Source organism: Bradyrhizobium sp. CFUWI (assembly GCF_056429085.1).
In genome coordinates this window covers 1-18,153 of sequence record NZ_JBWJZE010000036.1, presented here as the reverse complement: position 1 = coordinate 18,153, position 18,153 = coordinate 1, and the positions used below count along the sequence as shown (strand labels likewise).

The window sequence follows — 18,153 nt, the reverse complement described above, 5'->3', positions numbered from 1 at the left end:
GCTAAGGGAGAGGCGCTTTGCCTCTCATTGGCAAGCGCACTGGGCAGCGTCCGACTGTCACGATCCTCGCGGCGCGGAGATGCTCAGGAAGCCTCTGATCTTAACACAGATCTGCAGTCCACCGCCGCAGCTTATGCCCTCAGGCGAGCAGAGACGCCGTGCTGGAGCGGCACCGGCCGGATTATCTAAGGCACGGCGATCATCTCTATTGCAGCTGTGCTCGTGACTTGGATGGGAAGATACAGCACAGGCGCAGGTTCATGAGAGAAGCAAGAACGGGCTATATTGAGGTTGCGTTCAACGGCTCTCTCGCGAACATTCCGTTAGATGCGCAATTCATCCTGCCGGCCAAAGGCGTCACAGCAATTTTTGGTCCGCCCGGGTGCGGCAAGACCACACTCGCGCGCTGCATCGCTGGCGTGCAGCATGTGCCGACTGGATTTTGTGCGGTCGATGGAGAGATTTGGCAGGATGAGACAAAGTTTCGACCGCCTCATCTGCGTCCCGTCGCATATGTATTCCGACCACCAATTCCTCTTTCTCATTGGTCTGTACGGCGCACCCTCCTATACAAGGCGTCAACATCGACACCAACACTAATCGATTTTGATGGGGTGGTCGAATTGCTCGCCTTGTCGCCGCTGCTCGAGCGTTCGCCATCACATCTTTCGGCGGCCGAGCGACAGCGACTTGCCCTTGGCAGCGCGCTGTTGGGCCAGCCTCAGCTACTTTTGCTGGACGATCCACTCATTGTGCTCGACCGCGCCGCCAAATGCGAGATCCTGCCATTTCTCGAGCGCATACGGGAAACCCTCCCATTGCCGATGATCTACATCACCCAAGATTACGCTGATATCGAGCGTTTTGCCGATCATCTTGTCATGATGAAAGATGGCGTCGTGACTGCGGCCGGGCCGCTCAACATCGTTCAGACCGATCCGGCGCTTGCCGGGCGCGGCGAAGCGGCAGTCTGTCTTGATACCTTGGTCGGCGGCTATGATGGGCGCTACGGGCTGATCATGCTCCGCCTCAACGGGGCGCGCCTTCTGATACCTGGAGTGCCGCTTAGACCGGGCGCGCAGCTGCGGCTGCGCATCGCAGCCGGCGATGTCAGCATCGCGTGCGAGCCCCCACGTGCAAGCTCTATCCTCAATGTATTTCCGGCACGCATCAAAGCCTTTCTGCCGTTCGACGAGGCGGAGGTCACCTTGGTTCTGGCTCTTGAAACTTGCCGTTCTGGCGCGCCGCTTTTGGCGCGCATCACGCGCCGCTCGTTTGATGCGCTACGGCTCAGCAATGGAGCGAACGTTTTTGCGGAGATCGCGCGCGCCGTTCCGCTCGCGGCTGCCGAGCGGTGCTTGCAACGCCTGCCACGATCCGCATGAGAGCGTTCGACAGCTATGTCCCGATACGAGAAACACATCAACAGGGACCCGGCCGTGATCGATAATATGGATGAGATAGATCCGAATAGTGTGGGGGCTATTCTCTACCGTCCAAAAGACGATGTTGATAGGCTACTCGCCGATTTCGCGCAGGACATCGCGCAGCAAGGCGTACGCATCGGCGGTATCGTGCAGCGACACGCGAGGTGCGCAAATGGCACGCACGTCATGCTCGCAATCGATGTTGCGACAGGACAAGAGATCTCGATTTCCCAGCCACTCGGCAGCGGAGCTATGTCCTGTAATCTCGACACAAATGGGCTTGCTGAGGCCGCAGCTGTCGTTTCCCGGGCACTTCGCAACAATATAGATCTTCTCGTGATCAACAAATTCGCCAAACAAGAAGCCGCTGGCCGGGGCCTGCGCGCCGATTTCGTTGACGCGATCACCCAAGGCGTACCAGTCCTGATAGCCGTTCCGAGAAAATGCCTTGCCGACTGACGAACCTTCACCGCGGGCGTTGGCACGCTGCTGCCTTGTGATCGTCAATCCTTGGAGCAATGGTGGCGCGAGATCTCAACGAGACGGGCGCGCAGCGGGGCCTTCAGACCAGCTGCGGTTATTTGGGGACGATGATACCGGATCGCTTGATGACGACAGGAGACAGTCGACCACGTCGTCTCCGAAATCGCCCATCAGGCTCTTCCGCCTCCGAAAACAGCCTTAGCTCTTGCGTCCGCTCCCACGCTCTGCGCCACCGCGATGCCTTGCGAACGTGCCGATTGCGGACCTTCTATGGCGAGAGTTCAACCAGCTGCCCTTTCCGCCGATATCAACCCCTCAGTCGGTTCTGCAGTGCCTGCCGGTCGAGGACGAGATTGCTTAGGTTCAGGTCTGGCTGACGTCTGCCCGCCAACCGCCTGGCCAGCGCCCGCGTACCGTCGAGCACAAAGACACCACAATCGTAGCCGTTCCTCTGCTGGCGTATCGGGGCGTTTTGCAGGTTGTCTTCGGCTCCCACATGCGCTGCGAGCATTGCTGCGGGTCTGTCATTGCGTCCCCGGGCGGAGTCATAGTGGTAGGCGACTGGATTGTTGCGATCGCGGCGGTCCACCAGCAGCAACGACCAATGGGACCCGCGGTCATCGGGACCCATGGTGCTGGCGTCATTCACCGGCAAGAACAGAAAGTCGGCTGTGTCGTTACCATTGGGATCATCGACAATCTGATGGAATGCGGATAGCGCGTCGTCCGCTGCGGTCGCCGGCAGAGGCACTCGCAGCCGAACCGCCGACCCTGGCCTTAGGAGCCGAGAATGGGCCAGCATGATGGATCAGCTGAGCGTCGCGGCGTCCTCGCGGACCCAACGTGATGGAGTAGGTCGCCCCGTTGATGGAGACCGGCTGGGGAGCCATTCGCGAACTTGGCAACAGCATTTTATTGTCAAGTACATCGAGCAGGAAATCCGGCACCGGCTGTGAGCCATGCTGCCAATCCTCGCCGACGAGATATCCGATATCCTCCAGCTCTTGAGGTACGCTGATGGCCCGATGAAGAACGGAGGTCTGCCGGCATGGCTCTGCACCGGCCCTGACTGGGCATCGTCACGCACCTCCTGCGGTGTGGACGGCAGGTCAACCAAAGAACCGAGACCCCGATAGATGTCTGAGGACCGAGCTGGCTCCCCCTTCGGCGTTGGAAAGTCGAAATAGGTCGGCAGTTGTGGGGACCAAGTCGAGCTCGACCCAGCCGGCTCCTGCAAGCCGACCTGACCAAACGCGCCTACTATCGGCGGCCACTCACTTTCGGACGCGGCGTCGGCAAATCTCGCATCCAGGTCGGGATGGAGGTTGAGTCCGAGCCTGCTCTTTGCTGAGGAGCGGGTACACCCAGCGCTCTGTTTGCCTCGAGTACTTGCACATACTGCCTGAGCTTCTTGAGAGTCACGCCAGATTTCCCTTTGGCTTCGCCGTAAGCCCGGTAGTCTGCATCCAGCGAGCGTTGCTGCTTATTGTTGCCGTGGATTCGGCTCGCGATGCTCTCCCTACCCTCTGTGCGGAGCCAGCCACTGAACTTGCGTTGCGCCGAGGCCGTACCTTGAATGGTTTTTCTCCTGTGCTGGGAACTCGGGTCAAGCTTGCTCAGCTCTTCGTTGGCGAGGCCCTCGATGAGGCGGGCGTCGTCGTCGTAAGGGCGAAATCCTTGTTGGGGCTCGAGACCTAGGTATTCTCTAAACGGATCGAGTGGAGCCGTCCGCTTTGTGGCTTTACTGAACGCCGTATAATCTGCGGTCAATGACGATTTCTGCGCAGTGTTGCCGCCGATTCGGTCCATGATGCTCGGCCTGCCCTCCCTTTGAAGCCAATCACTAAAAGAGCGTAGTCGGGAAACCATCGTCGAAACGGCGGCTTTCTCCTTCTTGGTCGCGTCAGATCCAAGCTTGGACAAAGCGTCGGTCAAAAAGTCATCGATCGTGGAGATGTCCTCCGGATGAGCCGACAATGTTTCGCGTCCCATCAGTCGGCCCCGGCGCCGACAGCTTGGAGCCCGTCAGCCCCGATCCTGCGCAGATGAGACAGTGCCGCGCTGAGGCGGTCGCGATCATCGCCGCCAGCTTCAACGTACTCGTCGATGTCCGCGGCAAGCGAGCTTGGTTCATTGAACGCCCGAAGAGCCAATGGTCCTTTATTCTCGGAGCCAACGAGCAAACGTGTTGAGTGCCTGCACATTGGACTTGATCGTAGCAGCCGGGACCTTTCCCGTCCCGCGGCTTCTGATACCATCGGGAGTAATTCTGTAGTCTTTGACGTTTTCCATGAACTGGCGGATCATCCGCTCGTCCTGGGGATGCATCGGTTGCTCTCGCGTATTCACAAAAGCTGGGGCCAGAATGGCATTTCCAGCCCGGAAATTCTGAAGTGTTTCCAATGCTCCCCCCACATAGTTCCTGCTGTTGGCGCTGGCCATCTTCATGAATTCATCTTTATAGGCGGCTAACGCACCTAAGATCTTGAGACATTCAGGTCTCTCCTTCTGATTATGGAGCTTCAGAGTGATCGCCGCATGTATCATCCAGACTGTACAACCTGACGCTACGTAGAGTTCAAGCCCCAAATCGCCGCCAAAGGCGAGCCTGGTTGGCTTTCAAACCTTTTAGAGTCCGGCAAACCATCGAGCCTGGTGATCTCGCGCCGCTTGAAGCGCCTCAATGCGCGAAGCGCCGTAGCCTCTGATTACTCGCACCTTGTTTGGCAGCCGCGAGCATCTGGCCTTACTGGCGCAATCTGTTGTCGCCGGCGATACAGCCGCTCTTGTTTGCGCCAGATGCTACGAACCTCGCGCTTCGTCAGGTTCCGTATTTCCATTAGATCTCGGCAGGCCGACAGTCGTTCATCACATTGATGGCGAGATGAGGCGGTTTGCTTTAAGGGACGCAGAACGGTCTTTGACCAGACGCTTGCAGCGCGAACATCTCAGGCGGTCGCGCAAAGCACGACTGCTTTCATGAACCTTGGCAAGAAAGCGCTTGGCTACAGATTTTTCTCAGATCGGCCCTCCAAGCGCCCGGGCATGTCTGTATCAAAGCCGCTGGACTCCACTCCTGAGAACGGATGGCACATAGCTTGCTTCAACAGTGAAGCCACCTTCTACAGAAAGCGACTTTGTGAGGACAGCATGCTCGGAATTGGAAGTCAGTTGCCGCGGTTCGAAATCACAGGCGTGAAGCCCGGTTTTCAAGCGCAGGAAGAAGGAGGACAGAGTGCATTCGAGACGCTGACCGAAGCGAGCTTTCCAGGAAAGTGGAAGATCATCTTCTTCTATCCGAAGGATTTTACCTTCGTCTGCCCGACAGAGATCGCTGAGTTTGCCCGGCTTTCCAAGGAATTCGCCGATCGCGATGCGGTTGTACTGGGTGGTTCGACTGACAATGAGTTCTGCAAGCTCGCTTGGCGGCGCTCACATCTCGACCTGCACAAACTTCCAATCTGGCAGTTTGCCGACACAAAGGGAACGCTCGTCGACGGTCTTGGCGTGCGTTCACCAGAAGGGGTTGCCTATCGTTACACCTTTATTGTTGACCCGCAAAATACGATCCAGCACGTCTATGCGACCAATCTCAGTGTCGGGCGCAGTCCTAAGGACACGCTCCGCGTTCTGGACGCGCTGCAAACCGACGAGCTCTGTCCCTGCAACCGCGAAATCGGCGGAGAAACCTTGAAGGTTGCTTGAGGCAGCATGTCGTCGATCGAACAACTAACCGACCAGATTCCCGATTTCGCGAAGGATGTCAGGCTTAACTTGACCTCCTTGGTGGCCGATGAGACGCTTTCGCCACAACGAAAATACGGGCTGCTGCTGGCGAGCGCGATTGCCACTCGCAATGCAGCCCTGATTGCCGTAATGGAATCGGCTGCGTCCGCTGTGATGACATCTGTGGCGATTGCCGCAGCGAAAGCCGCAGCCAGCCTCATGGCAATGAACAACGTTTATTACCGCTTCGCTCACCTTGTCGCCAACCCGGAATACAAGACGATGCCGCCACGGCTGCGTATGAACGTGATCGGCAATCCCGGCGTGGAGAAGTCCGATTTCGAGCTGTGGTCGCTTGCGGTCTCCGCCATAAACGGCTGCGGTGCCTGCATCGATGCCCATGAGAAGACACTGAGAGCCGCGGGCGTCAATTCCGAAGCGATCCAGACCGCCGTGCGCTTTGCCGCGATCATGCAGTCAGTGGCAATCGCAATCGAGGCCGCTGGGCCCGCCCCCTCTCAGGCGAGGCGCTGATCCTTCCTCTACCATCCGATCGACCGCGTTGTGGCGCCACTCAGTGAGGTCACAACCAGTCCTTCGCGGCTCCCGAACGAGCGGCACATCTGCACGCTATGGCTTGTGCAGCGCCCCCCCGAAGAGTGTCTTGCTCGAAGTCCAGGCGCCGCGCAAGTGACGCGGAATGCGCCAATGATGCGGAGAAGCCCTATCGCCTAACTCGGTCGCACCACGGCCCTGTTCCACTATCAGCCAAACTTAAACTGCACTCCATATCCACCGCGCGGATGGCTCCATTCGATGTCGCCGGTGGGCTCGGCGATCACGCGGCAGGTACCGCACTCGATGCAGCCGTCAACTGTTATCTCGACCTGGCCGTTGTCGTTTAGCTCGTAGCATCGCGCGGGGCAGGCTTTCAAAAGTGCAAGGAGCTGCGGCGATGGCGTCGTGTGCGCACGGACCTTGACGTGAGGGTGACCGATGTCGACAAGATAGCGATTATGATACAGCTTGTCTTCGACGCGGACTGGGGATTCGACATTCATGCTTTGACCTTCCATTGTTGGGCTTCACAACTGTCGCGGTCAGCGCCAGGCCCGAGCAAAACGACAAGCATCACCGAACAGACCTGCCCATGACCGCGCCTTGACAAAGGATTTCAGGGTCGCCTTCTCCTTCTCAGCCTTGGGCGTACCATCGACGCGCACGAAGTTTTGCATCGCCTTGGAGATGAGCTGCGGATAGGTGAGAAAGAAGTTTTGTGACTGGGTATGCATTAGGGGCGGCAAATCCTTGTACTTCTTTAGATCTTTGATGACGAAGGAATCGTCTAGCATCTTCTTGTAGATCGACAGATTTGCTGCACTCATCGGCTCGCCGCGCGATTTCACGAGACCTATCGCTTCGGCGGCGATGCGGCCGGAAGTCATCGCGAGATTGGAACCCTCGCGATGAATGGCATTGTTGAGTTGGGCCGCATCGCCCACTACGACCCAGCCTTCCCCATAAAGCTGCGGGATCGACTTGTACCCGCCTTCAGGAATGAGATGGGCCGAATACTCCTTGACTTCGGACCCTGCTATCAGGGGCGCCACGGAAGGATGACTCTTGAATTGATCGAGCAGGCCGTAGGGCGTCTGGCTCGTGCGCTGGAAGTCGGCGACGAGACAACCGATGCCGAGCGAAATGCACTCTTTGTTGGCATAGATGAAACCCATTCCGGTCATGCCGCGGGAAATGGTACCGACCGCCTCGATCACGACGCCTTCATCGCCCCTGAGATTGAAGCGCGCCTCGATAGTCTCGCGGGGCAAGAAGTGCATCTCTTTCACCGCGAGCGCAACGTTATCGGGTCTCGGCCGCGCGCGTAGGCCCGCGCGCGTCCCGAGCAGGCCATTGACCCCCTCGGCCAGCACGACGACATCGGCATGTATTTCGCCGTCTCGACGATCTGTACGAACACCGACGATCCTTTCACGCTCGTCCCGTACGAGCTCGGTGACGGTCGTCTCGCACAGCAAGGTCGCGCCAGCCTCCCGCACCTTGGAAGAGAACCATTTGTCAAACTGGGCGCGTATAATCGTGTACCGGTTCGGCCGTTCCTCGTTGAAGTCGTCTGAACGGTAATGCATGCCAACATGGGAGCGATCGTCCATCATCCAGAACCGCTGCTCAATCAGGTGACGTTCGAGCGGCGCCTCCTCTCGAAACTCGGGGACCAGCTTTTCCATCATGTCGGCATAGAGGATGGCGCCCTGCACATTCTTCGATCCGGGATATTCGCCGCGCTCGAGCTGCAGCACCTTCATGCCGCGTTTGGCCATGGTCAATGCCGCCGCATTGCCGGCCATACCGGCTCCGACCACGATCGCATCGAATCTCTCTTCAATCATTATCATCTCCTTCTAGACAGCGATCCGGGCGCGCGAATTCGGCAAAAGCCGAGCGCGAAATGCGGCCGTCAGCGCCGGTAGCAATTGAATGGCGTCACTGACGATCGCGAGATGGGCGAAGTCAAAGATCGGAGCGTTCTTGTCAGTATTGACGGCGACGATCAGATCCGCACCCTCCACGCCAACCCGGTGCTGGATCGCGCCGGAAATGCCGGCGGCAATATAGAGCTTCGGCCGGATGGTTTTGCCCGTCTGGCCGATTTGCCGGTCAGACGTAACCCACCCTTTTTGCACGAGAGGACGCGAGCAGCCATATTCAGCGCCAAGCAGAGTTGCGAGCTCGCGCACCAACCGAAAGTTCTCAGGCGATCCCAGTCCCAGGCCGCCCGCAACCACGACATCGGCATAGGCCAGATTGGAGGTTTCTGCATCGCGGTCTGGTAGGAACGACAATACCTTTGTGACAATGTCATCTTCCACAAGACCGAGCGGATGGACGATGATACGAGCGGCATCGCGTACGACGCGCTCAGGCATCGGCATGACCCGCGGGCGGACGGTTGCCATCTGCGGACGATAATTCAAGGTATAGATCGTGCAGAGCAGCGAGCCGCCAAAGGTCGGACGCGTCGCCGCCAGCGAACCATCGGCGTCGACGTCCAGCGCGGTGCAGTCGGCTGTGAGCCCCGTCGACAGCGTCGTCGCCACAGAACCTGCGAGATCGCGACCGAGCGTCGTCGCCCCCAGCAGTAGGATCTCGGGCTTGTAGGTGTTGACGAGTTCGGTTAGCGCTTTGGTGTAGGATTCGTTGCGGTAATCCGACAAAACATTGTCGCTCACGAGATAGGCCATATCGGCGCCATAGCAAAATGCGTCAAGCGCGGCGTTACGTGTGTGCTGCCCCTCCGGACCGATAACGACAGCAGCAAGATTCACCTTTAGCCTGTCGGCGAGCCTGCGGCCCGCCCCCATGAGCTCCCAGGAGACCGGATGCACCCGGCCGCGCTCCAGCTCAACGAAGACCCAGACGTGCTTGTAGGCCTTAAAGTGCTCCGGCAGTTCTTTTTTGGCCCCTGCGCGACCGGCCGCCGCCGGCATGGCCGTTCTGGTGACATTGTTCATACTCTAAATTCCCCTCAAAGATAGGCGCGCCCGCGCCACAGGTTTGCTTTTTAGCTTCGATAACTGAAGATCACTTTTGGTCAGCGAGGGGCCGGCTGCTCTGCCCCGTCTGCTTGGTCCGACCGACCGCACAACAAGAGGCGTCGTCGCGATAGACGTACCGGTCCGGCCGGATTTGGAGCGGTCTTCCACACTGGACGCTTGCGCGCCAGGTTCGACGAGCGCCACCGCAGCGGCCAGGGCGCCGCGGTGGTTGTGACCGGTCGCTTCCATGCCTGAGTTGGCGAGTCCGTTCGCTGCGCAATACCTGCGCCTCACTTTCGGCCCACCAGGTCCACATTGACTGTGACGACGAGCGCGATCCTGGCAACGCACCTGTCACGCGATCCATGCCGAGCCTCCAGCGCCGACAGCCCGTATGGGCCGACGTTGGCCCTCTTCCTGACGCATGTTGCTATCCGCCATGAGATGGATACAAATCTGAGCGGAATCCGGGGCCGACTTGATCCGGACGACGCTGGGCATACCCTCTCCAGGTGTAGCGCGAACGGGCGACTTATCCATTGACCACCATCTCACCGTCCATACGGAGCCTTGATCGTGTCAAAGGCCGTTTCGAACGGACCTGGCGCGATCGTAGGCCACGAGATGATGGCGCAGGGCTTGGCAGGCACTAAAAGCAGCATCATAAGTCTTCCTTCAATCTCATCTCGGACGACTACCATCTGTCGGCATCGATGATCGGATCGGCAGGACAACAGCAAGTGTCGTACCAGTTGCAAAAAAACAGTGAAAGTCAGTCGAAAGTAATGGTTTGGCAGACACTTGAAATATCCGCTGGTACCGTGGACACGACCAGTCCAGACATGGGTCGGGAATACGACAGCCGCCGCTCGGGTGATAGCTGCAGAGAGTTGACCCGAATAAAGACGAAGGCCGCACATCGGGTTGCCACGGTGCCCCGTCGGGCACACCTTGCAGTGGAACGCTAGATCACTTCAGCTCGCTCAATGGGACAAAGGCCGCCGCCTTCTTAGGATCTGCGGCCGCCTCCTTCAAAACCTTGAACACTCGCTGGTCGATTGGTGACGATGCCACGAAATCGGCATAGGCCCGCTCCAGCATCGCCTTGCACCGAGCTCTGATTTCCGGCTCTGCGGCACCTGCAAATTGCTCTTTTGCAAAGTATTGTCCCATGCGCTTTAAGATGTGAAGGCGCGCGACATTCACGATTTTAGGATCGTAATCGACGCCAAGTAGCGAAAAAAAATCCTCCGCCGATGAGGCCTTGCTGAGCCGATCGAGGATACCGGCTGCCGGGGATGAGTTGATCATGGAAAATTCTCCTTCGGATTAGCTCTGGACGGTAAATGAGATGGGGTGGCGCCTGTTGACTGCTGGCGGGATCAATGGCCAGACCACGATCGAGGCTGACGCTAGTCAGGACGGTCGCCGGACCGGAACTCAGCGCGAGAAGACGCCGATTGGCAGTGCGGGGCGGCTCGCCATTGGGTAGGAGATCACAGCATGTATGGCGGAACGGGAAGTAAGATCTGGAGGTGAGATCGCGCCAGGGGATCTTACGTGCGAAAGCTGGACGCCGTTCGGACCCATCAGCAATATCGGACGCCATCCTTGCGGCGCGTCTGTTTACGCAAACGCTGCTGGACACGGCTTTTCACGCGGGGTGGGTTGCCAGGCATCCGCACACGTCGCGCCAGATCGCCGCCACGGTTTCGCGCTCGACCGGCCGCTTGTGCTCAATGGCATATTTGCGGACTTGCGACAGAATCTGTCTGGCTTCATCGGCGCTGGCGACGAGCTGCAGTTCATCGAGTAACGCGGTGATCGCCCCAAGTCCGGAATGCTTGCCGATCACAAAGCGGTTGCAGCGGCCAAACAAAACGGGATCAAGCGATTGATAGGTGCGTTGATCCTTTAAAAGGCCATCGACATGAATGCCGGATTCGTGCGTAAATACATGCTCTCCGACGATGGCCTTGTTCACAGGAATCGCACGTGCGGCCGCGCCTGCTACCACCGCGGCGACGTTCCCGAGCTCCGGGAGTATGATGCCAGTCTCGCGCCCGTAGAGCTGCTTGAGTGCAACCGCGATTTCCTCGAGCGGGGCATTTCCGGCCCGCTCGCCCAACCCGATGACGGTCACTGAGGCGTGGCTCACGCCGGCCTTGATAGCGGAGAGCGTGTTGGCGGTTGCGAGTCCGAGATCATCGTGACCGTGAAATTCGAGTTCGAGATCGGTGGTCGCACGCAAATTCCTGACCAGCACGTAGGTTGCGTCGGGATCGAGCACACTGAGCGTATCTGCAATACGAAAGCGACGCGCGCCCGCGGCTTTTGCAGTTGCCATCAGTCTGATGAGAAAATCGATGTCGGCGCGGGAGGCGTCCTCACCACCGACGGCGACCTCAAGTCCGCGCGCACAGGCATAGCCTACCAATCGCTTCACCCGTTCCAGCGCCAGGTCGCGATGACCACCTAGCTTGGCTGCGATCTGGACATCGGAGGTCGGGATCGACATATTGATCATGGACACCTTTGCTTCGATCGCCGCGTCGACATCCGATTCTCGCATCCGGCACCAGCCTATGGTGGTCAGCGGAAGATCTGCTTCGACAATGGCGCGAATGGCGGCGATCTCCTCGTTGCCTATCGCCGGCGTTCCGGCCTCGATCTCCGTGACTCCGGCCCGCGCCAGCGCCTGCGCGATCGCTAGCTTTTCCTCTGTGGTGAACGCAACGCCAGGTGCCTGCTCGCCGTCGCGTAATGTCGTGTCGTTGAGCACGGTGGGCTTGGCGCGCACCTGGTCGGACCAAGACGATTTTGCGGCGGTGCTAGCGGCAATCACGCGAGAGCTCCTCATTGTTTGACCTACCTAAGCTCCAGCAAATGGATTGTCGTAAATGCGACAGGCCTATGAAGCGGACGCCTTGCCTACTGCCCCGCCGTGTTCGAACTTTAATGCAGTTGCGGCCCGCCAGGATGTGAGAATTGTTGCGGAGCACTTGAGCCCGCCGCCGCCTTGGACACATGGTCACTCGCTCGAAACGGCATCAGCCGCGCCCTCGACCTTCCGCGCGGCTTACCGAATCCTGCGAGGCTTTCCCCGATGATGATGCGATCGCGGACCCTTGTGGCGGTTCAGATGGCCAGCCGCCGGCAACGACCGGCCGAGCCGCCTGCAACAGAAAATCGCGCCGCCGCTCGGCCATCCGGCTCTCACCGCTTTCTTCGCCGAAGCAGATGTTGAAGTCGTCACATTGGTTGCACACGGGTGTCGTGCACATCGCGAGGCCTTCATTCTCACAAAGCATGCGGTAGAAGAAGCGCTTCCAGCGCATATTGTTGACATTGCGCGAGGCGAGCGGCGCGAAATGGCGGCTCAGCAGCCGGGAGAGTTCGCCGCGATTGCGCAAGCCGAGAGCTTCCCAAAGATGGCCTGGCTCAATGGCGCGCCGCGCTATCATCGCAGCCAGCCAGTGACCGATATCCCGTTCCGTCGAGCGTTGCTTGAGCAAGAGATCGCGCAGCATTGCGATCTCTTCGTCCCCTTCGCACTTAAAAACCGAGAGCTGCCCCGCCAGCTTGATCTCAAGCGAGGGAAAGTACTGCTCCAGCAAGGCCGCCAGTTCAAGGCCGGACAAGCCGGTCTTCTCGGGAAGGGAGCCACCATCCATTGTGGCAGCCGCCAAGATAGACGCCAGGACATGGCGATCGAAATTGCTGTCAATGGCAATATCGGCATCTGCAGGAGGCACACCGGTGAGCAGACGGTAGGTTGCAATTCCCCTGTGTATCTGGCTGTTGGCATCAACGGCACAAGCAGCCATGAACGGAAGGTATTGCGCTTCGAACATATTTTGAGGGTTCCACAGCAGTCAGGTTTTCCCTGCCGCATCCTGGTTTTGGTCAAGATCGATCGTCAGAATGCCGGCCTCCCGGGATGCGTCGGTGAGGGAGACCGGCATTCGTCGCGCACCTTCGCTAGGCCGCGACTCGCGGCCTTTACGAGGCCGCGAGTTCGGCGGCGGTCTTGCCGATGATGGATTCGTCCACGGGCTTCATAATGCCATGCTCCATCAGCATGTCCTCGAGCTCGTCCATGGAGATTGGAGTCGGGATGATGCCTTTGCCGCCATTTTGGTGAACCTTGGTCGCAAGATTGCGATAGTGATCGGCCTGCTTGGAATCGGGTGCATATTCGAGCACCGTCATGCGGCGTAACTCGGCGTGCTGCACCACGTTGTCGCGCGGCACGAAGTAGATCAGCTGAGTGCCTAGCTTCTTGGCCAACGCTTCCGCCAGTTCCAACTCCTTGTCCGTCTGCCGCTCATTGCAGATCAGACCGCCCAGCCGCACGCCGCCAGAGTTTGCGTATTTCAGGATTCCCTTGGAAATGTTGTTCGCGGCATACATCGCCATCATTTCACCGGACATCACGATATAGATTTCCTGCGCCTTGTTCTCGCGGATCGGCATCGCAAAACCACCGCAAACGACGTCGCCGAGCACGTCGTATGAGACATAGTCAATGTTTTCGTAGGCGCCGTTCTCCTCCAGGAAATTGATCGAGGTAATGACGCCGCGGCCGGCGCAGCCGACACCCGGCTCAGGACCACCGGACTCCACGCAGCGAATGTCCTTGTAGCCGACCTTCATTACGTCCTCGAGCTCGAGGTCCTCCACGCTGCCGGCGCTCGCTGCAAGGCTCAAAATCGTGTCTTGCGCCTTAGCGTGCAGAATCAGGCGGGTCGAGTCCGCTTTCGGGTCGCACCCTACAATCAGGATTTTTTGACCCATCTCGGCCAGCGCCGCCAGCGTGTTCTGCGAAGTGGTCGACTTGCCGATGCCGCCCTTCCCGTAGAACGCGATTTGTCTCAGTGAAGACATGTTGTTCTCCATCAACCGATTTGCCAAAAGTTGCGCTTCTTGCGCGCGAGCTTGTTTCTCTCTCAGAAACGGGGGCACACGGGTTCAAGGGAAGGAGCGCATCGCTCGTCTTACGCGTCGGCGTGCACTCAGCCCTCAGTCAGTGTTGCTGCCGCTTATTTGCAACCGCCGTGCCAACGCTTGACCGCGCTCCTTAGGCTTCTGATTACGTTTCTGAAAACCAACTAGCCGGTGAGTAAGGCCCTGGCTGTTTTGGATCTAACAGGATGTGCGCGGCTGTCAGAAAACTAACAACGACCACAACGATCAACGCGAAAAGCCGATTTGCGCCATCAGTTCCGATGCCCTCACGTGTGGAACGGAACTTGCTCCGATTCGACGACAGTGAATATGCCGGTTGGCCCGCAATCTGGCGCACCAGCGGCGAGGTTGCATACATGGTACGGCGCTTGGTGCGCTGACTTTGGAGATGATCGGCAAGAAATTGAAGAGGCTCCCGAAGCAGCCGCGCCGTGCCAATCGTTCAGCTCAGCGCGCCTACAGAGGTATATCGTGGCGACAATCATCTTCTATCAGAAACCCGGCTGCGCCACTAACGCGCGTCAGATTCAAGCGCTGAAGTCCGCCGGCCACGACGTGATCGCCCAAGACATCTTGAAGGAGCCATGGGATGCGGAGGAATTACGTAGCTTCTTCGGCAATATGCCCGTCGGCTCCTGGTTCAACCGAGCTGCGGCACGTATCAAGTCAGGCGAAATCAATCCCGATACTATCGACGCGGCAAGCGCACTCGCATTGATGGTGGGCGATCCGCTCCTGATACGACGACCGCTGATCGACGTAGACGGGGCACGATGTGCCGGGCTCGATCATGAGCCCGTGCTGTCGCTGCTTGGCCGCAAGACGCAAGATGATCTCGAGGGGTGTTTGCACAAAGCAAACCCCAGGCGTTGTGCGCAGGCCTGAGGAAACGAAGGAGCGGCCCCCAGTCGATCAAACAAGTAAGGATGACGTTTCCCACTTCCGGCTTCCTTCACGGGCAATAAGCGACGGGACCTTCGCTGAGGCGGCCCGCGCGAGTGGCTGCCCGTAAGGGGCATCGTCTATATTGCGCTCGATCGCGACGCTTCTCGCTCTTGTGAGAGGCGGTGGCAGGTGCCGCCTTTGTCGCGCATGATGTCCGCGGCCTGGATTGGATCAGAGCAACAATCCGAGATGCGGCTTCTTGAACAGACCCGCCTCTGTTGAATTGAATAAGGATCAGAACAGATCTCCACCCTGCGCGGCAGTGATCCTTATGCAACTTAGCGGCATAATTGCGCTCTGCCCGCTTCCATTTTGATCGGCATCAAATCCTCCGTCCTTCCCGGTGTGTGACAGAGATATCGCGCGGCTCTTCGCGCGGACTTTGGAATGGAGAATTCGATGAGAACAAGGACAGTTCTGACGAGGGCGTCACTCCTCGCGCTAGCAACCTCGTTGGTCAGCCTCCCGGTACAGGCTGCAGATCTGGGCCGGGCGCCGATCTACTATCAAGCGCCCCCGATCGAACCCTTCAATCCATGGATGATCCGCCTGCGCGTACTTGGCGTTTTGCCGGACACCGAAGGCAGCTCAGTCAGCGTCGCCGGGGTGCCCTCGCTGTCCTCGCCAAGTTCTGGGCTTTCGATCAGCGATCAAGTCATACCCGAGCTCGACATCACCTATTTCTTCACGAGAAACGTTGCCGCCGAACTCATTCTCGGCGTAACTAGCCATCACATCAGCGGCAATGGCGCGCTCACTGGCCTCGATATCGGCAAAGCCTGGCTGTTGCCGCCAACACTGACCCTGCAATATCACTTCACCGATTTCGGCGCGCTCAAGCCCTATATCGGCGCGGGCATCAACTACACCGCATTCTTCAACCAATCGGCAGCCAATACGTCGCTCGCTGGTCTTGCCGTTACGGATTTGCGCATCAGCAACCAATTCGGCGCAGCGGTCCAATTCGGCTTCGATTACATGCTTGATCGGCACTGGGGCCTCAACTTTGACGTGAAGAAGCTATGGCTGCGGCCGGAGTACTCCGCCACCGTAAACAATGCGATTGCCGTCACCGGTCGCGCCAACATCGACCCATGGCTCGTCAGCGGCGGCGTTACTTACAAGTTCTGACGCTAGAACAGGATCAGAAAGGGGATCCGTTTGATCAAACCGGACGCGGCGAGCTCATCGAGCGCGTCCCTAACCTCACCGCAGTGCAAACAGAGCGAGATGACGCGTCAAGTACGCGTCATCTCGCGAGACGCGGGGAGCCCAGCACTGCTCTCGCTGTGAACTCCGGGTCGCGTGGCAAGCGGTGACGGTACACAAACAGATCGACCCAGCACGCGCGTTGCAAAGGCCGCCATTTGCCGATTGGGCCGGAGAAGAAAGGCGGCACGCCGCGAAAACGTCAATGACTTTCTGTTCTCAAATCCGGGGCGTGATGGCTACGCTCTATCTCAGACGATCTGACCTCCGAGCGGCCAGCTCATCGCCGCACAAGCCGTCGATGCTTGCTAGCCTTGGCAAGGGGCCGCTAATCGAGCCCTCTAGGTTCGCTTTAACACCATCACAAGGCGGTCGACACGTTTGCCTTGCGCGAGGTGGGAGTTTACGATTTCGTCGACATCCTCAGGCGTGGACGCGCGATACCACACTCCATCGGGATAGACGACCATCAAGGGACCAGAGTTACAAAAGCCAAGGCAGCCTGCCATCGTGAAGCCAATATCGTTGAGGCCTTGCGCTTCGATCGCCTTGGCCATTCGATCCCATAGGGCCTGTGCGCCAGAGGCGCCACAGCTGCCGTGCGGATGAGTTGGCGGACGCTGCGTGTTGCAGGCAAAGACATGATGTCTATAAAGTTGAGGAAGCTCGAATTCGGTTTCTGAGTTCATGCGCCTATCCTGTGATCAATGGGCTTCATCTGAGAAGAGACAAGATGCGAGTACATCATTAAACGCCGCATCGACCAATTAATGCTAATGATTCCCACACGCGCTCGCCAAAGCAGGTAAAATGAGCGGGCGCCATAGTGATGGTCGTCGCCGACGATCAGCGATAGATATCTTCGCGTCCAGAGCAGCCTCCTTGATCAACTCCAACCTCTTCTGCCCTCATCACGATCTTTCTGCTCCCGCTTGCTCACATCCAACTTCTCCAAAGCAAGTTGCACACCAGATGCGTAACGTTCGCTTCCGCAACGATCCCTTGCTTTGCGCGACTCACAATTGTTGCGAAGGTTACGACAATGTCGTTCGCCTCTGTTTTGGACACGACAAACCTCGCATAGCCTTTGACCTCCCGTTCAACCTTCTGCAGTTCGTACGCAGAACAACCGAGACGCTCGGTTATTTGGCCCAGCTCTTGCGCTATCGTATCTTGGAATGAGCAGCGATCTTCATGACCCTCGGGCCGCCTAGCGAGGAGCTCGAAGATCGTGCGGCGGATCGAGCGCCGTGTTCTACCATGGGTGATCGCCTGGCCGCATTGACCGGCGCGAGCCTACAGCATCTTTTTCGCCCTGAATCTGGACGCTGCGCTCCGCCGCTGCCCATCCATCGTTTGCTCAACAGATAGCGCCTGTCGCGAGAGCCCAACGAGGCAGGGATGAACGCCGAGCCACCTTTGAGGCTGCAGACCAAGCCGGTCGCATCCCGTCGGCAGCAACGCTAAAACGCAACACAGCGGTCCCAGATGGGGATCACGCTTCACACGATACGCGTCAAGACGCACGCTTGCAGCCGGAAATGCGGAACAACGAGCACGTTCCCATGAATGCATTTGCTCTAACCGGCCCTTACTGACGATGGTGGCGCCATTCGCTAAGAGCGTCGCACAAGCCGAGGTTTGGCATGGCAGTTGCAGCGCCGGCAATAACGCCAGCTGCACCGGCCGGCCTTCTGACACAGGATCGTCATTCTGAGCTGGTCCCGCAAATCTGAACAGCGCGATAAGTGGAGTTTCTGCCTGACGGCGGGCAAGATTGACCCGCGAATCAGGAGAGACGATGAGCAGACGAGCACGGCGGAACCACACTCCGGCTTTCA

General features: G+C 58.5%; 17 protein-coding genes and 1 pseudogene. 6 read left to right on the top strand and 12 right to left on the bottom strand.

What is annotated here, in order from left to right; translation table 11 throughout:
* Positions 1–260 precede the first annotated feature (260 nt).
* The gene (gene modC / locus AC066S_RS36205) at positions 261–1,385 is read left to right on the top strand and encodes a molybdenum ABC transporter ATP-binding protein (RefSeq protein ID WP_126261671.1); all 1,125 of its coding nucleotides are present in this window, start codon (positions 261–263) and stop codon (positions 1,383–1,385) included.
* Between the two features lie 54 nt (positions 1,386–1,439).
* On the top strand, positions 1,440–1,886 hold the full coding sequence (locus tag AC066S_RS36200) for a DUF2478 domain-containing protein (protein WP_347338648.1): 447 nt from the start codon (positions 1,440–1,442) through the stop codon (positions 1,884–1,886).
* A gap of 331 nt (positions 1,887–2,217) precedes the next feature.
* On the opposite strand, the gene AC066S_RS36195 is transcribed toward AC066S_RS36200, so the two are convergent.
* From AC066S_RS36195 to AC066S_RS36185, 3 genes are all read right to left on the bottom strand, one after another.
* Complete coding sequence (locus tag AC066S_RS36195; protein WP_235884895.1) at positions 2,218–2,661, bottom strand: Ulp1 family isopeptidase; 444 nt, start codon at positions 2,659–2,661, stop codon at positions 2,218–2,220.
* A gap of 509 nt (positions 2,662–3,170) precedes the next feature.
* On the bottom strand, positions 3,171–3,902 hold the full coding sequence (locus AC066S_RS36190) for a hypothetical protein (RefSeq protein ID WP_235884896.1): 732 nt from the start codon (positions 3,900–3,902) through the stop codon (positions 3,171–3,173).
* Between the two features lie 168 nt (positions 3,903–4,070).
* The gene (locus AC066S_RS36185; RefSeq protein ID WP_235884897.1) at positions 4,071–4,358 is read right to left on the bottom strand and encodes a hypothetical protein; all 288 of its coding nucleotides are present in this window, start codon (positions 4,356–4,358) and stop codon (positions 4,071–4,073) included.
* Positions 4,359–5,060: 702 nt separating this feature from the next.
* Here AC066S_RS36185 and AC066S_RS36180 point away from each other — a divergent pair.
* Positions 5,061–5,615 carry a peroxiredoxin gene (locus tag AC066S_RS36180; protein ID WP_126261684.1) on the top strand — a complete coding sequence of 185 codons (555 nt, stop codon included), beginning with the start codon at positions 5,061–5,063 and terminating at the stop codon, positions 5,613–5,615.
* A 6-nt stretch (positions 5,616–5,621) separates the two neighbouring features.
* Complete coding sequence (gene ahpD, locus AC066S_RS36175; RefSeq protein ID WP_126261670.1) at positions 5,622–6,170, top strand: alkylhydroperoxidase, AhpD family; 549 nt, start codon at positions 5,622–5,624, stop codon at positions 6,168–6,170.
* Between the two features lie 230 nt (positions 6,171–6,400).
* On the opposite strand, the gene AC066S_RS36170 is transcribed toward ahpD, so the two are convergent.
* The 7 genes from AC066S_RS36170 to nifH all read right to left on the bottom strand — a co-directional run bounded on the left by AC066S_RS36170 (position 6,401) and on the right by nifH (position 14,077).
* Positions 6,401–6,697, bottom strand: a complete 297-nt coding sequence (locus AC066S_RS36170) for a ferredoxin family protein (RefSeq protein WP_126261669.1) — start codon at positions 6,695–6,697, stop codon at positions 6,401–6,403.
* Positions 6,698–6,736: 39 nt separating this feature from the next.
* Positions 6,737–8,044, bottom strand: a complete 1,308-nt coding sequence (locus AC066S_RS36165) for an FAD-dependent oxidoreductase (RefSeq protein WP_126261668.1) — start codon at positions 8,042–8,044, stop codon at positions 6,737–6,739.
* Positions 8,045–8,056: 12 nt separating this feature from the next.
* Entirely contained in the window at positions 8,057–9,166 is a 1,110-nt protein-coding gene (locus AC066S_RS36160; protein ID WP_126261667.1) for an electron transfer flavoprotein subunit alpha/FixB family protein, read from the bottom strand.
* Between the two features lie 993 nt (positions 9,167–10,159).
* A complete protein-coding gene (gene nifW, locus AC066S_RS36155; RefSeq protein ID WP_126261666.1) occupies positions 10,160–10,501 on the bottom strand; it encodes a nitrogenase stabilizing/protective protein NifW in 342 nt (113 codons plus the stop codon).
* 343 nt (positions 10,502–10,844) lie between these two features.
* Positions 10,845–12,035, bottom strand: coding sequence for a homocitrate synthase (nifV, locus tag AC066S_RS36150; RefSeq protein WP_430642557.1), 1,191 nt, complete (start codon positions 12,033–12,035; stop codon positions 10,845–10,847).
* Between the two features lie 205 nt (positions 12,036–12,240).
* The gene (locus AC066S_RS36145) at positions 12,241–13,044 is read right to left on the bottom strand and encodes a nitrogen fixation protein NifQ (protein ID WP_126261665.1); all 804 of its coding nucleotides are present in this window, start codon (positions 13,042–13,044) and stop codon (positions 12,241–12,243) included.
* Between the two features lie 148 nt (positions 13,045–13,192).
* On the bottom strand, positions 13,193–14,077 hold the full coding sequence (gene nifH / locus AC066S_RS36140; RefSeq protein ID WP_126261664.1) for a nitrogenase iron protein: 885 nt from the start codon (positions 14,075–14,077) through the stop codon (positions 13,193–13,195).
* Positions 14,078–14,629: 552 nt separating this feature from the next.
* Between nifH and AC066S_RS36135 the strand changes: the two genes are divergently transcribed.
* Together AC066S_RS36135 and AC066S_RS36130 are read left to right on the top strand one after the other, a co-directional pair.
* Complete coding sequence (locus tag AC066S_RS36135) at positions 14,630–15,043, top strand: ArsC/Spx/MgsR family protein (RefSeq protein ID WP_126261663.1); 414 nt, start codon at positions 14,630–14,632, stop codon at positions 15,041–15,043.
* 447 nt (positions 15,044–15,490) lie between these two features.
* On the top strand, positions 15,491–16,234 hold the full coding sequence (locus AC066S_RS36130; RefSeq protein ID WP_164719082.1) for an OmpW/AlkL family protein: 744 nt from the start codon (positions 15,491–15,493) through the stop codon (positions 16,232–16,234).
* A 419-nt stretch (positions 16,235–16,653) separates the two neighbouring features.
* Here the strand turns inward: AC066S_RS36130 and AC066S_RS36125 are convergent, their stop codons facing one another.
* Both AC066S_RS36125 and AC066S_RS36120 read right to left on the bottom strand, forming a co-directional pair.
* Entirely contained in the window at positions 16,654–17,001 is a 348-nt protein-coding gene (locus AC066S_RS36125) for a (2Fe-2S) ferredoxin domain-containing protein (protein WP_126261662.1), read from the bottom strand.
* Positions 17,002–17,608: 607 nt separating this feature from the next.
* Positions 17,609–18,153: pseudogene (locus AC066S_RS36120) on the bottom strand (hypothetical protein); the annotation flags it as partial.

What these genes read in the sequence shown, in the direction of transcription:
- nifW (WP_126261666.1), bottom strand. Translation starts at nt 10,501, where the DNA reads ATGATCAACTCATCCCCGGCAGCCGGTATCCTCGATCGGCTCAGCAAG.
- AC066S_RS36180 (WP_126261684.1), top strand. Translation starts at nt 5,061, where the DNA reads ATGCTCGGAATTGGAAGTCAGTTGCCGCGGTTCGAAATCACAGGCGTG.
- AC066S_RS36185 (WP_235884897.1), bottom strand. Translation starts at nt 4,358, where the DNA reads ATGAAGATGGCCAGCGCCAACAGCAGGAACTATGTGGGGGGAGCATTG.
- nifH (WP_126261664.1), bottom strand. Translation starts at nt 14,077, where the DNA reads ATGTCTTCACTGAGACAAATCGCGTTCTACGGGAAGGGCGGCATCGGC.
- AC066S_RS36145 (WP_126261665.1), bottom strand. Translation starts at nt 13,044, where the DNA reads ATGTTCGAAGCGCAATACCTTCCGTTCATGGCTGCTTGTGCCGTTGAT.
- ahpD (WP_126261670.1), top strand. Translation starts at nt 5,622, where the DNA reads ATGTCGTCGATCGAACAACTAACCGACCAGATTCCCGATTTCGCGAAG.
- AC066S_RS36130 (WP_164719082.1), top strand. Translation starts at nt 15,491, where the DNA reads ATGGAGAATTCGATGAGAACAAGGACAGTTCTGACGAGGGCGTCACTC.
- AC066S_RS36165 (WP_126261668.1), bottom strand. Translation starts at nt 8,044, where the DNA reads ATGATTGAAGAGAGATTCGATGCGATCGTGGTCGGAGCCGGTATGGCC.
- modC (WP_126261671.1), top strand. Translation starts at nt 261, where the DNA reads ATGAGAGAAGCAAGAACGGGCTATATTGAGGTTGCGTTCAACGGCTCT.
- AC066S_RS36125 (WP_126261662.1), bottom strand. Translation starts at nt 17,001, where the DNA reads ATGAACTCAGAAACCGAATTCGAGCTTCCTCAACTTTATAGACATCAT.
- AC066S_RS36190 (WP_235884896.1), bottom strand. Translation starts at nt 3,902, where the DNA reads ATGGGACGCGAAACATTGTCGGCTCATCCGGAGGACATCTCCACGATC.
- AC066S_RS36160 (WP_126261667.1), bottom strand. Translation starts at nt 9,166, where the DNA reads ATGAACAATGTCACCAGAACGGCCATGCCGGCGGCGGCCGGTCGCGCA.
- AC066S_RS36170 (WP_126261669.1), bottom strand. Translation starts at nt 6,697, where the DNA reads ATGAATGTCGAATCCCCAGTCCGCGTCGAAGACAAGCTGTATCATAAT.